The 12546-nt window shown below is 69.0% G+C and carries 12 protein-coding genes and 1 tRNA gene; 6 read left to right on the top strand and 7 right to left on the bottom strand.

The features are described 5' to 3' along the window. Positions 1-25: 25 nt before the first annotated feature. The 5 genes from ACPEH0_RS12865 to ACPEH0_RS12845 all read right to left on the bottom strand — a co-directional run bounded on the left by ACPEH0_RS12865 (position 26) and on the right by ACPEH0_RS12845 (position 3470). Positions 26-436, bottom strand: coding sequence for an aldo/keto reductase (locus ACPEH0_RS12865; protein ID WP_366214393.1), 411 nt, complete (start codon positions 434-436; stop codon positions 26-28). A 76-nt stretch (positions 437-512) separates the two neighbouring features. Continuing rightward, on the bottom strand, positions 513-902 hold the full coding sequence (locus ACPEH0_RS12860) for a MerR family transcriptional regulator (protein ID WP_217531405.1): 390 nt from the start codon (positions 900-902) through the stop codon (positions 513-515). A gap of 42 nt (positions 903-944) precedes the next feature. Further along, positions 945-1847, bottom strand: a complete 903-nt coding sequence (locus tag ACPEH0_RS12855) for a phosphodiesterase (RefSeq protein WP_217531406.1) — start codon at positions 1845-1847, stop codon at positions 945-947. Positions 1848-1884: 37 nt separating this feature from the next. Then, on the bottom strand, positions 1885-2220 hold the full coding sequence (locus tag ACPEH0_RS12850; protein ID WP_217531407.1) for a peptidase: 336 nt from the start codon (positions 2218-2220) through the stop codon (positions 1885-1887). Beyond that, positions 2217-3470 carry an inorganic phosphate transporter gene (locus ACPEH0_RS12845; protein ID WP_217531408.1) on the bottom strand — a complete coding sequence of 418 codons (1254 nt, stop codon included), beginning with the start codon at positions 3468-3470 and terminating at the stop codon, positions 2217-2219. The genes ACPEH0_RS12850 and ACPEH0_RS12845 overlap by 4 nt, the downstream gene beginning before the upstream one ends. A 185-nt stretch (positions 3471-3655) precedes the next feature. On the opposite strand from ACPEH0_RS12845, the gene ACPEH0_RS12840 reads away from it, so the two are divergent. From ACPEH0_RS12840 to ACPEH0_RS12820, 5 genes are all read left to right on the top strand, one after another. Next, the gene (locus ACPEH0_RS12840) at positions 3656-5755 is read left to right on the top strand and encodes a S9 family peptidase (RefSeq protein ID WP_366214392.1); all 2100 of its coding nucleotides are present in this window, start codon (positions 3656-3658) and stop codon (positions 5753-5755) included. A gap of 33 nt (positions 5756-5788) precedes the next feature. Further along, the gene (locus ACPEH0_RS12835) at positions 5789-6691 is read left to right on the top strand and encodes a hypothetical protein (protein ID WP_217531409.1); all 903 of its coding nucleotides are present in this window, start codon (positions 5789-5791) and stop codon (positions 6689-6691) included. Positions 6692-6884: 193 nt separating this feature from the next. Further along, a complete protein-coding gene (locus ACPEH0_RS12830; RefSeq protein ID WP_366214347.1) occupies positions 6885-7922 on the top strand; it encodes a TerC family protein in 1038 nt (345 codons plus the stop codon). 62 nt (positions 7923-7984) lie between these two features. Then, positions 7985-9265: a hemolysin family protein gene (locus ACPEH0_RS12825; RefSeq protein ID WP_366214346.1), complete on the top strand. Its 1281-nt coding sequence runs from the start codon at positions 7985-7987 to the stop codon at positions 9263-9265. Between the two features lie 83 nt (positions 9266-9348). Then, on the top strand, positions 9349-9912 hold the full coding sequence (locus ACPEH0_RS12820; RefSeq protein WP_217531412.1) for a hypothetical protein: 564 nt from the start codon (positions 9349-9351) through the stop codon (positions 9910-9912). Positions 9913-10072: 160 nt separating this feature from the next. Here ACPEH0_RS12820 and ACPEH0_RS12815 read toward each other — a convergent pair. Next, positions 10073-10148 (bottom strand) — tRNA-Thr (locus tag ACPEH0_RS12815). A gap of 30 nt (positions 10149-10178) precedes the next feature. Then, positions 10179-11150, bottom strand: coding sequence for a DsbA family protein (locus tag ACPEH0_RS12810; protein ID WP_366214345.1), 972 nt, complete (start codon positions 11148-11150; stop codon positions 10179-10181). A 225-nt stretch (positions 11151-11375) separates the two neighbouring features. Between ACPEH0_RS12810 and ACPEH0_RS12805 the strand changes: the two genes are divergently transcribed. Next, on the top strand, positions 11376-12479 hold the full coding sequence (locus ACPEH0_RS12805) for an ABC transporter ATP-binding protein (protein WP_217531414.1): 1104 nt from the start codon (positions 11376-11378) through the stop codon (positions 12477-12479). Positions 12480-12546 lie beyond the last annotated feature (67 nt).

Raw genomic sequence — 12546 nt, 5'->3', positions numbered from 1 at the left:
AGCCTATCCCCGCACCCCGCCGACCTCAGCGGTTGACGCTCGACATGTCGGCGTAGCGGTCGCCGGCCGCCGGCGCGACCTCGCTCAGCCGGCGCAGCTGGTCGTCCGAGAGCGCGAGCTCGGTGGCGCCGATGTTCTCGTCGACGCGCTCGAGCTTGCGCGTACCCGGGATGGGCACGATGTCCTCGCCCTGCGCGAGCAGCCAGGCGAGCGCGACCTGAGCGGGGGTCGCGTCCACCTCACCCGCGACGCCTTCGATGACGTCCACGATCCGCAGGTTGGCGGCGAGCGCCTCGTCCTCGAACCGCGGGTTGTTCCGACGGAAGTCGTTCTCGTCGAGCTGGTCGACCAAGCGGATCCGACCTGTCAGGAAGCCGCGACCGAGCGGCGAGTACGGCACGAACCCGATGCCGAGCTCGCGCAGCGCGGGCAGCAGCTCGGCCTCGGGATCCCCATGAGTCCGAGGCCGATGCGGCCGACCCGGGAACCGTTCTGGCCGAGTGCGGTGGTCTTCATGATGCGGTGATCTCCTTGTCGTAGATGTCGATCTTGTGGTCGATGACGGCGAGACTCAGCGTGACCTCCTCGAGCCGGCGGCGGACGACCTCCCGGTGCTCGACGAGCAGTCGACGCCGTTCCGCGATCGTCGCGTCCCCCTCGCGCACGAGCTCGGTGTAGCGACGCATGGTGGCGATCGGCATCCCGGTCCAGCGGAGCCGCGTGAGGAAGCGGATCCAGGCGAGGTCCGCGTCCGAGTAGCGCCGGTGGGTCGAGGATGTCCGGTCCACGGGATGCAGCATCAGGCCCGCACGTTCGTCGTAGCGGAGGGCGTGCGCGCTGACGCCGGTCGCGTCCGCCGCTTCGGCGATGGAGGCGCCGGCAGAGGTGGAGAGGAGGGACATGCCCTCACGGTAGGACTTCGAGTGCGCGCGAAGTCAAGAGGCTCAGGCGGGCTTGCGGGAGAAGGCCTCGAGGCGCTCGTCGGGCGTGAGGGCGGCCATCCGCTCCACCCACTCGGCCGAGAAGTAGTCCCCCGTCGGCGCCTCGACCACGGGGACGACCGTGTGCGTGATCGTGTCGTCGTACACGTGGACGAGGTGGAAGGACTGTCCGGCATCCATCCCGTTCACCTCGCTCGCCGGTCGCTGCAGGTTCATCGTGTAGCAGGTCGCGGAGGCGACGCTCACGGGGATGCCGGCGAAGGTGCCCGAGGTCGAGTAGTGCAGGTGACCGCCCAGGATGCCGCGCACGTCGGTGCCGGCGAGCACGGCCGCCAGCTCGTCCTGCTCCCGGAGCTCGAGGATGTCGAAGAACGGGATGTGGCTCGGGATAGGCGGATGGTGCAACGCGAGTAGCGTGCCGAGCGGCGCCGGCTCGGCGAGCACCTCCCGGAGCCACTCGCGCTGCGCCGCATCGACGAGGCCGTGATGCCAGCCGGGGACGGTGGAGTCGAGGACGACCAGTCGCAGCCCGCCCAGGTCGTGGACCGCGGTGAGCGGCGCTTCGGAGCCCGGCTCATCGAAGAGCCCCTCCCGCAGGGCGGGTCGCTCGTCGTGATTGCCCGCGACCCACACGACCGGCGCATCCAGCTGCTCGGCCATCGGTTCCACGAGCTCGCGCAGCCGGCGGTAGGCGGCGGGCTCTCCCAGGTCGGTGAGATCGCCCGTCACGACGATCGCGTCGGGGCGGATGCCGGTGCGCTCGACGGCTGCGAGGGCCGCCGCGACACCTCCCGTGGCGTCGTAGGCGCCGCCGAGCGGGCGATCGCCGGCGAGCAGATGGGTGTCGCTCAGATGGACGATCGTGCGGACGGCGGGCGCATGGCGGCCGAAGGAGACGGGCTGCATGCCACCCAGCCTATTGACGCCCCCGGACGCGCGGCGATCAGTGGTTGAACAGGATGAGCAGGAGCCCGCCCAGCACGACCAGGCCGCAGACCGCGAACGCGGCGTACGCCCCGACGAGGGCGATGCGCTTCTGCGCCGGGCTCAGCGGGTTCTTCTTGGCGGCCTTCCTGGCGGCCTTGGCGGCCCGCTTCTGCTCCTTGGGCGTCATCACGGTCAGCGCGTCGGTGAAGGTGGCCGGGATGACCACCGGCACCCGTCCCGCCCGAACGAGCAGACGCAGACCGATCGCGTAGAAGGCGACCACGGTCGCGGCGGCGAGGAGCGCCGCGACGAAGACCTGGACGAAGGCGAGCCAGTTGACGTCGACGCTCATCGGGTTCCCTCCTCGTCGGATGCGGCGGCGGACTGCGCGACGCGCTGCTGACGGCGTGTGGGGGGCGGTTCCTCCGTGAGACCGACGGCGGCACCCGAGTCGGCCACCTCGCTGCTCATCGCGTTCGCCGCGGTGACCTCGTTGCGCCGGGACCGCAGGAAGATCGCGAGCACGACGGCGACGGCCACGACGGCGCCGATGATGACGCCGATCAGCTCACCCGGTCCCTCGCCGAAGAGGTTCTCGAGTCCGACGATGAGGAGGGCGGCCAGTGCACCGACGATGCCGGCGGCCGGAAGCGTGAGGACCCACCCGACCGTGATGCGCCCGACGGTGCGCCAGCGCACGCTCGACCCGCGGCGACCGAGGCCCGACCCGATGACGGACCCCGAGGCGACCTGCGTCGTCGACAGGGCGAAGCCGAGCGCGCTCGAGGCGAGGATCGTCGACGCGGTGGATGCCTCCGCCGAGAAGCCCTGTGCGGGCTTGACGTCGGTGAGGCCCTTGCCGAGCGTGCGGATGATGCGCCACCCGCCCATGTACGTGCCGAGAGCGATCGTGAACGCGCACGCGAAGATGACCCAGAGCTCGGGCTCGGACTGCGTCTGCCAGCCGACCGTGATGAGGGCGAGGGTGATGACGCCCATCGTCTTCTGCGCGTCGTTGGTGCCGTGCGCGAGGGCGACGAGCGACGACGTGAAGATCTGACCCCAGCGGAAGCCGTCGCGGCCGTCCGGCTTGTTGTCGTAGCGGCGGGTGACGGCGTAAGCGATCTTCGTGGCGGCGAAGGCGATGATGCCGGCCGTGAGGGGGGCGATGAGGGCGGGGAGCACGACCTTCGACAGGACGACACCGACGTTGATCGCGCTGACGGACGCGCCGACGATCGTCGCCCCGATGAGGCCGCCGAAGAGTGCGTGCGAGGAGCTCGAGGGAAGGCCGAGCAGCCAGGTGAGCATGTTCCACGTGATGGCGCCGATCAGCCCGGCGAAGATGATCGCGGGGAAGATCGAGGGGGAGAGCTGATCCTCGCGGATCATGCCGCCCGAGATCGTCTTGGCGACCTCCGTCGACAGGAATGCGCCGACGAGGTTGAGGATGGCAGCCAGCAGCACCGCGACCTTGGGCTTGAGTGCGCCCGTCGCGATCGGCGTCGCCATCGCGTTCGCCGTGTCGTGGAAGCCGTTGGTGAAGTCGAAGAAGAGTGCCAGTGCGATGACCAGGACGACGATGAGTGCTGCGGTCTCCACAGTTCGCTTTCCGTCGGGAATCGGGGGAACGGGTGCCGCGGCGATCGGCGTTGCGAACGAAAAGTTCACCCAGACGTCACCAGGGGTTCAATCGGGCCTGGGAAATCCTCGCACACGATCCGCCATGGCATAACCCGCGCGCGCCCGCGAGGGTCGGTTAGCGTGGTCGGGTGACCTCCGTAGCCGTGACACCGCCCGTCGCCGACCGCCGCCCGTTCACCCGCACGCACCACGGAGACGCCGTCTCGGACCCCTACGAGTGGCTGCGCGCGAAGGACGACGAGACCGTCATCGGCCACCTCGAGGCGGAGAACGACTACACCGACAGCCGTACGGCGCACCTCGCCGGCCTCCGCGAGCGGATCTTCGAGGAGATCAAGGGCCGCACGCTCGAAACCGACCTCTCCGTCCCCTCGCGCCGCGGGCGGTGGTGGTACTACGGCCGCACCGTCGAGGGCAAGCAGTACGGCATCAACTGCCGCGCCCCCATCGCGGACGTCGCGGACTGGACGCCGCCCGTGCTCTCCCCCGACACCGACGTCCCCGGCGAGCAGGTGCTCCTGGACGGCAACGTCGAGGCCGAGGGCCACGACTTCTTCTCCCTCGGCAGCCTCGACGTCTCGAACGACGGCACCCGGATGCTGTACGCCGTCGACGTCGCCGGTGACGAGCGCTACACCCTCCGCATCCGCGACCTGGTGACCGGCGACGACCTCGCCGACGTCATCGAGAACACCTTCTCCGGCGCGGTCTTCTCCCCCGACGGTCGTCACGTCGTCTACACGACCGTCGACGACGCCTGGCGACCCGACACCGTCTGGCTGCACGAAGTGGGGACGGATGCCGCATCCGACCGCGTCATCTTCACCGAACCCGACGAGCGGTACTGGGTCGGCGCCGGCTTCACGCGCAGCGACCGCTTCCTCGTCATCGGGGTGGGGTCCTCCATCACCTCGGAGGAGTTCCTCGTCCCGGCCGACGACCTCACGGCGGAGCCCCGATCGGTGTGGCCTCGCCGCGAGGGCGTCGAGTACTCGCTGACCCACGCGGTGATCGACGGGGAGGACGTGCTCTACATCCTCCACAACGACGGCGCGCTGGACTTCGAGCTGGTGCGGGTAGCGGCATCCGACCCCACCGGGCAGCGGCACGTCGTGCTGCCGCACCAGCCGGGTCGGCGGTTGCTCGACGCGTCCGCCTACCGCGACTGGGCGGTCGTCGAGTACCGCCGCGAGGGCCTCGCGCGCGTCGGGATCCTCGACTACGCCACCGATGAGGTCACCGAGATCGCCTTCGACGAGCCGCTGTACGCCGCCGGCGCGAGCGGATCGTCGGAGTGGGCGCCCCCGGTCATCCGTCTCGGTTACGCCTCGTTCGTGACGCCCGGCACGGTGTACGACTACGTCGTGGCGACGGGCGAGCTCCTGCTGCGCAAGAGCCAGCCGGTCCTCGGCGGGTACGACCCGGCCGACTACGGTCAGGAACGGGTCTGGGCGACCGCCGACGACGGCACGCGCGTCCCCGTTTCTCTCGTGTGGAAGCGGTCGTTCGGCGAACCGGGAGCGGCGCCCCGCCCCGTGCACCTCTACGGCTACGGCTCGTACGAGCACTCCATCGAGCCCGGATTCTCGGTCGCCCGCCTGTCGATGCTGGACCGCGGCGTGATCTTCGCGATCGCCCACGTCCGCGGCGGTGGCGAGATGGGGCGCCAGTGGTACGAGGAGGGCAAGCTGCTGCACAAGCGGAACACCTTCACGGACTTCGTCGCCGTCGGCCGTCACCTCGTCGCCGAGGGGTACACCTCCCCCGACGGCCTGGTCGCGGAGGGCGGCTCCGCCGGCGGTCTGCTCATGGGCGCCGTGGCGAACCTCGCCCCGGACCTGTTCGCGGGCATCCTCGCCGGCGTCCCGTTCGTCGACGCGCTGACGACGATCCTCGACCCGTCCCTCCCGCTCACCGTGATCGAGTGGGACGAGTGGGGCGACCCGCTCCGCGACGCCGACGTGTACGCCTACATGAAGTCGTACACCCCTTACGAGAACGTGCAGGAGGGCGTCCGGTACCCCCGCATCCTCGCCGTCACCTCGCTCAACGACACCCGGGTGCTCTACGTCGAGCCGGCGAAGTGGGTCGCGCGGCTGCGCGAGGTCGGTGCGGACGCCCTGCTCAAATGCGAGATGGTGGCGGGGCACGGTGGCGTCAGCGGGCGGTACAACTCGTGGCGCGAGCGCGCGTTCGAGCTCGCCTGGCTCCTCGACGTCCTGGGACTGGCCGACGCGGACTGACACTGTAAGCGGGGCCGTGGGTACGATGCCCCCATGGCACCCGTTCCCCGCTACCGCGCGGCGGTCCGCATCGACCTCGACCTCGTCTGCGCGCACCCCGACGATCTCGTCGGCGGCATGGATGACGCGTCACGGATGTCCGCGTCGTCGATGGATGCCGAGGACGCGCTGCTGTCGCTGATCGAGGTGTCGGTGGCCGACGGCGCGCAGCAGCTGGTGCGCATCGAATCCACCAACTCCTCGATCGTCGACTCGGAGTGGGAGGGCACGTCGGGCGAGGTTCCGGAAGGATCCTCCGACACCGCGCGGGTCGCCCGGGCGGGTGCGCGCCTGGCGGGGATCGACTGGGCACTGGACGAACTCTTCGGCGGACCGACGACCGAGGCGACGGCATCCGAGCTGCGCCAGCGGACGATCATCAAGGGGCTCGTCTGGAACGCCTCCGTCCTGGTCGTCGACTGCCTTTTCGACGATGTCCGCCAGCTGGCGGACGCGGCCGACACGCGATCCGCCTGGCGAGAGACGCACGTGATCTCGCAACTGCCCCCGCAGTACGCGACGCACTACGACCGGGCGTTCGCGCAGAAGTTCCTCGCCGCCACGATCGAGGTCACCTCCCGGCTCAGCGCCTCACCCGTGTACCCTCCCACCGTCGCCCACGAGCTGGCGCTGAAGCTCGTGCTCGACGAGGCGGCGCGCAGCGCCGAACGCCTCACCGGCGACCTGCCGGAGGGCTGGCGCGAGCACCTGGACACCGTGCTGTTCCAGGACCTCGATGCGGAATCCCTCTTCGTCGAGCAGGATGCGATCAGCAAGCGGGATGCCGCCGCCGCGACACCTCCGCTGGACTTCGCCAGCTGGTTCATCCCGTACGCGCACGCGCCGGCGCCGGCGCCGTACGCGAGCGACGATCTCAAGGAACCCTCCCGCGGCTAGCAGGCTCGGCCGCGTCAGGCAATTGTCAGTTTTGCCCGCGCCGATCCCGTAACATTTTCAGTCCCAGGGGGAGTACTCCACGACGGTCGGTTCGTCATTACGGATGTGAAGGTGCATCCCGGACCACCGGTCCCGATCACTCGGGATGGAGAAGACTCTGGCGTCCTTTCATCACGCCATTGAGGAGACTCCTGTGGAAATCACCCCTCTCGTCTGGGGCATCACGATCGCCGTCACGATCGCCTTCTTCGTCTACGAATTCTTCGCGCACGTCCGCAAGCCGCATGAACCGTCGATCGGCGAGTCGGCGCGCTGGTCCGCGTTCTACATCGGTCTCGCGCTGATCTTCGGTGTCGTCATCGGCCTCATCCCGGGCTGGGGCTGGGTGTACTCGGGCGAGTACTTCGCCGGGTACCTGACCGAGAAGGCGCTGTCGATCGACAACCTCTTCGTCTTCCTCATCGTCATGACCGGGTTCGCGGTGCCGAAGAAGTACCAGCAGAAGGTGCTGATGATCGGCATCGTCATCGCGCTCATCATGCGGGGCGCGTTCATCGCCGTCGGCGCCGCGCTCATCGAGAACTTCTCGTGGATCTTCTACGTCTTCGGCGCGCTGCTGCTGTTCCTCGCCTACCGTCAGGCGTTCGCACACGGTGAGTCCGACCCGGCCAACGGCAAGTTCATGCAGTTCGTCCGCCGCATCCTGCCCGTCAGCGACGAGTACAACGGCGACAAGCTCACGGTCAAGAAGGCCGGTAAGCGCTTCGTCACCCCGATGCTGCTGGTGATCATCGCGATCGGCTTCGTCGACCTCATCTTCGCGGTCGACTCGATCCCCGCGATCTACGGTCTCACCAACGAGGCGTACATCGTGTTCACGGCCAACGCGTTCGCCCTCATGGGTCTGCGTCAGCTGTACTTCCTCATCGGCGGTCTGCTCGAGCGCCTCGTGTACCTCGCACAGGGCCTGGCCGTCATCCTCGCCTTCATCGGTGTGAAGCTCGTCCTGCACGCCATGCACGTCAACGAGCTGCCGTTCATCAACGGCGGCGAGCCGATGCTCTGGGTTCCCGAGATCCCGATCTGGTTCTCGCTCCTGTTCATCGCCGCCACGATCGTCGTCGCGACGGTGGCGAGCCTCGCCAAGACACGTCGCGACCGCGACCGCGAGCTGGACGCCGGCGCACCGACCTCGACCCCCTCCCCCGCAGAAACGAAGGAGCACCGCTGACCGATGGACAGCGATCATACGATCCCGCCCATCACTGAGACCGACGGCATCGAGGTGACTCGATGAACGATCTGGCCCTCAACATCGCCCTCGTCGTGGTGTTCGTCCTGGTGGGCGGGGTATTCGCGGCGACCGAGATGGCGCTGGTGACCCTGCGGGAGAGCCAGATCAACGCGATCGCCGCGCGCGGCAAACGTGGGCAGAAGGTGGCGGGCCTCGCCCGCAACCCCAACACGTTCCTCTCGGCGGTGCAGATCGGCGTCACGGTGGCAGGCTTCGCGTCCGCCGCGTACGGCGCGACCTCGATCGCCCCGTCGGTGGCGCCGCTCATCGAGTCGTGGGGCGCAGACCCGGGCTTGGCTCTGACGATCGCGACGCTGATCCTCACGCTGCTCATCGCTTACCTGTCGCTCGTGCTCGGCGAGCTCGTGCCGAAGCGTCTCGCCATCCAGCGGAACGCCCAGTTCGCCTACGTCGTCGCGCCCGTCCTCGACGGGTTCGCCAAGGTGATGAGGCCGGTCATCTGGCTGCTGTCGGTATCGACGAACGCCCTCGTGCGCCTCCTCGGCGGAGACCCGCACAAGACGGGTGAGGAGATGACGGATGAGGAGGTCCGCGACATCGTCGCGAGCCACGAGGGTCTGCCCGAGGACGAGCGCCGCATCCTGGAGGACGTCCTCTCGCTGCGGGAGCGACAGCTGAGCGAAGTCATGCGACCGCGTCCCGACGTCACCTCCCTCGACGACAGCGCGACGATCGGCGAGGCCATCTCCGCCGTGCACGAACTGCCGTTCTCGCGGTACCCCGTGGCCGACACGTCCATCGACGACATCGTCGGCTTCGTGCACGTCCGGGATCTGTTCGAGGCGGCTGCGGATGCGGCGGCCCCCCTGTCCAGCATCGTCCGGCCGATCCCCTACTTCCCGTCGACGGCGCGCGCCCTCCCGACGCTGACGAAGATGCGGGCGGAGGGGCACCAGATCGCGGTCGTCGTCGACGAGTACGGCGGTACGGACGGCATCGTGACCCTCGAGGACCTCGTGGAGGAGGTCGTCGGTGAGATCTTCGACGAGTACGACGACGCCGTCGCCCCCGTGGGTGATCGCGAGATCATCGACGGGCGCCTCAACCTGCAGGACTTCTCCGAGGCGACGGGGATCACGCTCCCCCGCGGCGCCTCGGACACGGTCGCCGGATTCGTGACCGAGCGGCTCGGTCGCCTCGCGGTCGTGGGCGACACGATTGACGTCGACGGCGCGACGATCCAGGTGACCGCCATGGACCGCCAGCGCATCGCGGAGGTCCGCGTCACGCCTCGTGAGGCCGAGACGCCCGTGGCGTGAGCGCCGATGTTCCGCATCCACCCGCCGCCCGCGCATACCCGCACGCGTTCTCGTCGTGACATGAGCAGGATCGCCGCGCGGTCATGACCGAGGGTTGGCAGATCCACCTCTTCGTCCCGGCGGCGGCGCAACAGCCGTGGCCTGACGACGAGGCGGCCGAGGTTTGGGCGCACGCCCGTCGAGCCTGGTTCGTCGCAGGCCCGCAGGCGACTGTGGGCTGGTTCGGTTTCCGCCTGAGCGCGCGGACTGCAGTCGCTCTCGCCGAGGCGATCGAGCGCTGGACGGATGTCACCGATGAAGACGATCTGCGCGACTGGCCGGCGGATCTGCGAGAGCTTTCGAACGGCCGTCCTCAGCCTCATGCTGACGTCGTACACGTGGAGCCTGCCTCGTTCCTACCCGTCGCACTGTGGACCTTCACGGCCACCACGGAAGCCGCTGCCTTCGATGTCGCTACACGCCCGCGGCCTATCGAGCACAGCATCTGGGAACCGGGGACGGTCGGATTCTGGATCGACGTCGCCACCGCCCACATGCTCCTGCGGGTTCCGTGGGGATCACAGGGCGCTCTCTCACAGCTCCGCAAACAACTGTGGTCGTGGCTCGTCGAGCGCGACGCGGAGCGGCTCAGCGCAGAAGCCGAGTGAGCCCGCACCTGCCGCCTGACAGCGCATGAGGCATGCCGGCTACAGGACGTGAACCTGCAACCCCCGTATGACAAGTACGGGTCGACGCACAGCGATGGTGCCGGCTACAGGACGTGAACCTGCAACCCCCGTATGACAAGTACGGGTCGACGCAGAACGATGGTGCCGGCTACAGGACTTGAACCTGCAACCCCCGTATTACAAGTACGGTGCGCTACCAATTGCGCCAAGCCGGCAGGTGGCCCAGTCTATCCGGGCCGCGCCGGTCACTCCGCAGGCGCGGTGGGCGTCGGCGTATCCGCCCGTGCCGTCGGCGTGGGGGTCGGGGTCTGCTCGGTGTAGAACGCGTCGCTCGCGCTCGTCAGCACGAACTGGGAGAACTCCGCGGCGTCCGACAGTGCACCCATGTAGGGCTGGCCGTTGACGAGGATCATCGGCGTGCCGGTGAGCTCCAGACCGTCGGTGTCGGGGATGCCCGCGATCGCGCGCTCCGTGGCATCCTTCGCCCACTCGATGAAGTCGCCGTCCTCGATGCACGACCGCAGCTTCTCGGGGTCGCTCGCGCCGACGGCCTGCGCCAGGTCGGCGAGCTCGACGTCGGAGAATCCGTCCGTGTCCATCGCCGGCTGACGCGTGAGCAGCTCGGTGTTGTACGCGAAGAAGACGCTCTCGTCGTGGGTCGCGACGCAGGCCGCCGCCGCGGCGGCGCGCAGCGAGTACTTCGTGCCGTTGGACTTGGCCGTGAGCATCGACACCGGATGGTAGCTGAGGGTCGCGGCTCCCTGGTCGACCCACGTGGTGAGCTGGTCGACATTGGCGAGCTGCCATTCGCGCGCACCCGGCGAGAGGTAGTCGACGTAGACGCGGATGTCGACGGGAGCAGCGGTCGGGGATGCCGTCGGTGCCGGCGTCGCCGCCTTGTCCGACCCCGGGGTCGCCTCGACGGCGCTCTCGTCGATCGCGCCCTGGTCCGCCGCGACGCCCGTGACGTCGCTGACCGCGAAGCCGTCCGATGATGCGGTGCTCGGGGTCAGGTCGCGTCCGCCCATTGTCGACGTGACCGACCACACGACGACGGTCGCGACGGCGGCGACGGCCGCGGTCGCCAGGACGCCGAGCGAGATGCGACGAGCGATCCGCGCGCGCGATTGGCGGATGTGGACGCGCTGCGCCTTCTCTCGCACGGCCTCGCGGCGGTCGGTCGCGGATGACGGAGTGTCGCCGGAATCGGTGGACATGAAACCTCGGGAAGATCTGTGGTGGCCGTAGGGCCCGGCGCTCGGGGGTGGCGCACGGTCGATGTTAGTCAGACGCGCTGGAAAAAGGCTGACGAGACCGCATCCCCTCTCGCGGCCCTCCCGTGCCATACTGAAGACGCACCCGATGGCGGGTGTGCGGGGTCGTCCCCGCTCGCTTCACTACGGATCGTCCGGCACGTACCTGCCGGTGAAGGAGAAGAAACAATGGCGTCCGTCACGTTCGACAACGCAACCCGTCTGTACCCCGGTGGAACCCGCCCCGCGGTCGACAAGCTCAACCTCGAGGTCGCCGACGGCGAATTCCTCGTCCTCGTCGGCCCGTCCGGCTGCGGTAAGTCCACCTCCCTGCGCATGCTCGCGGGTCTCGAGGAGGTCAACTCCGGCTCGATCCGCATCGGCGACCGCGACGTCACCGACGTCCCGCCGAAGGACCGCGACATCGCGATGGTCTTCCAGAACTACGCGCTGTACCCGCACATGACCGTCGCCGAGAACATGGGCTTCGCGCTCAAGATCGCCGGCGTCGGCAAGGAGGAGCGCGCCGCCCGCGTCCTCGAGGCCGCCAAGCTCCTCGACCTCGAGCAGTACCTGACCCGCAAGCCGAAGGCCCTCTCGGGTGGTCAGCGTCAGCGTGTCGCCATGGGTCGCGCCATCGTCCGCCAGCCCCAGGTCTTCCTCATGGACGAGCCGCTGTCGAACCTCGACGCCAAGCTCCGCGTCCAGACGCGCACGCAGATCGCGTCGCTGCAGCGTCGCCTCGGCGTCACCACGGTCTACGTCACGCACGACCAGACCGAGGCCCTCACGATGGGTGACCGCATCGCGGTCCTCAAGGACGGTCTGCTCCAGCAGGTCGGCACCCCGCGCGACCTCTACGAGAAGCCGAACAACGTCTTCGTCGCCGGCTTCATCGGCTCGCCTGCCATGAACCTGTTCCCGGCGAGCCTCGCCGACGGCGGCATCCAGTTCGGCACCGAGGTCGTCCCCCTCGACCGCGACACCGTCGGCCGCGCCACCGGCAGCCAGGTCACCGTGGGTGTGCGCCCCGAGGACCTCGAGGTCGGCCCCGCCGACGGTCGCGGCCTCGCGGTTCAGGTCGACCTCGTCGAGGAGCTCGGCGCCGACGGCTACCTGTACGGTCACGTCGACATCGACGGCAAGCGCACCGACGTCGTCGCCCGTGTCGACGGCCGCAACCACCCGAACGCGGGCGAGACGGTCACGCTGGCCGCCAAGCCGGGCCACGTCCACGCGTTCGACATCGAGTCGGGCGACCGCCTCAACGACAAGCCGGTCGTCTCGGCCTGATCGTCATCATCAGCAGGACCGCGGCGCGGGAAGGTCTCCGGACCTCCCGCGCCGCGGCGCGTCAGCC

This window comes from Microbacterium sp. NPDC079356 (assembly GCF_049545465.1).
Classification (GTDB): domain Bacteria; phylum Actinomycetota; class Actinomycetes; order Actinomycetales; family Microbacteriaceae; genus Microbacterium; species Microbacterium gawkjiense.
Note: the sequence above shows the minus strand (reverse complement) of the source record. Positions and strands in the feature narration are given on the sequence as shown.

Coding starts and splice junctions, on each gene's coding strand:
- ACPEH0_RS12860 (WP_217531405.1), bottom strand. CDS start 902: ATGTCCCTCCTCTCCACCTCTGCCGGCGCCTCCATCGCCGAAGCGGCG.
- ACPEH0_RS12855 (WP_217531406.1), bottom strand. CDS start 1,847: ATGCAGCCCGTCTCCTTCGGCCGCCATGCGCCCGCCGTCCGCACGATC.
- ACPEH0_RS12850 (WP_217531407.1), bottom strand. CDS start 2,220: ATGAGCGTCGACGTCAACTGGCTCGCCTTCGTCCAGGTCTTCGTCGCG.
- ACPEH0_RS12835 (WP_217531409.1), top strand. CDS start 5,789: ATGGCACCCGTTCCCCGCTACCGCGCGGCGGTCCGCATCGACCTCGAC.
- ACPEH0_RS12825 (WP_366214346.1), top strand. CDS start 7,985: ATGAACGATCTGGCCCTCAACATCGCCCTCGTCGTGGTGTTCGTCCTG.
- ACPEH0_RS12820 (WP_217531412.1), top strand. CDS start 9,349: ATGACCGAGGGTTGGCAGATCCACCTCTTCGTCCCGGCGGCGGCGCAA.
- ACPEH0_RS12810 (WP_366214345.1), bottom strand. CDS start 11,150: ATGTCCACCGATTCCGGCGACACTCCGTCATCCGCGACCGACCGCCGC.
- ACPEH0_RS12805 (WP_217531414.1), top strand. CDS start 11,376: ATGGCGTCCGTCACGTTCGACAACGCAACCCGTCTGTACCCCGGTGGA.